Genomic DNA, 739 nt, shown 5'->3' with positions numbered 1-739 from the left:
TCGGCTTGATCGCTGACGGACAGGTCGAAGTAGTGTTCGCGGGGGATGTCAGCCATACGCCACCGCGCCTTCCTCGTACCGACGAAGGGCTTCGACCATCCAGGCCGGCATCGAGGCCTTGGCACTGCGCAACGCCTCGAATTCCACCTGCGGTAGCTTGGCAGCGATACGCTCGAACGTAGCCGGCGTGACTTGCCGACGACCGAGGTACCAGAGTGCCGATAAGGCTTGGCCCGCTGGGCGACCCGCCAGTACTAGCTTGCGCGCAGCCACGTGCTGCAGTCGCACTTGCAGCTTACCCATCCGCACGGTGTGAGACGATCCGGTGGTGTAGAAGACCGGCTGGGCCGGCACCTGGGTGCTGAAACCAAAACGACGAGCGGCCTCGGCCCCGTGCACTTCAATGGAGGCACCTTCGGCGGCAGCGACTGTCTGCGCCACCGCTTCCGGCGAAGGCATGGACTTCAAGCCAAAACGGCTGGTCTTGGGGACGGTGTAGAGGCCACGGCCGAGGCGCTCGATCACACCTTCCTTGGTCAGACGCATCAAGGTCTGATCAATGGCCGCGCGCGAACCCAACCCTGCAAACAGGGCTGGGGTGAAAGGTTCTCCGGCAGGTTGGGCCGCGATACGCTCGCGGATGGCTTGTGATGTGCTCATGGCTAGCTCCGTGTTAGATATTTTACCAAAAGATCTAACAGTTCACAAGGCGCACGTTGTAGACAAGAAACCGCTTCGC

Annotated in this window: 1 protein-coding gene; it reads right to left on the bottom strand. The window is 61.7% G+C overall.

Annotated elements, in window-relative coordinates; genetic code table 11:
• Positions 1–48: 48 nt before the first annotated feature.
• Positions 49–660: a DUF6088 family protein gene (locus tag ACK4TH_RS12555; RefSeq protein ID WP_409626931.1), complete on the bottom strand. Its 612-nt coding sequence runs from the start codon at positions 658–660 to the stop codon at positions 49–51.
• Between the last annotated feature and the right edge of the window lie 79 nt (positions 661–739).

The sequence above is a fragment of the Tepidimonas sp. genome (assembly GCF_046292505.1).
GTDB lineage: Bacteria > Pseudomonadota > Gammaproteobacteria > Burkholderiales > Burkholderiaceae_C > Tepidimonas.
This window is presented reverse-complemented; position numbering and strand designations above follow the sequence as displayed.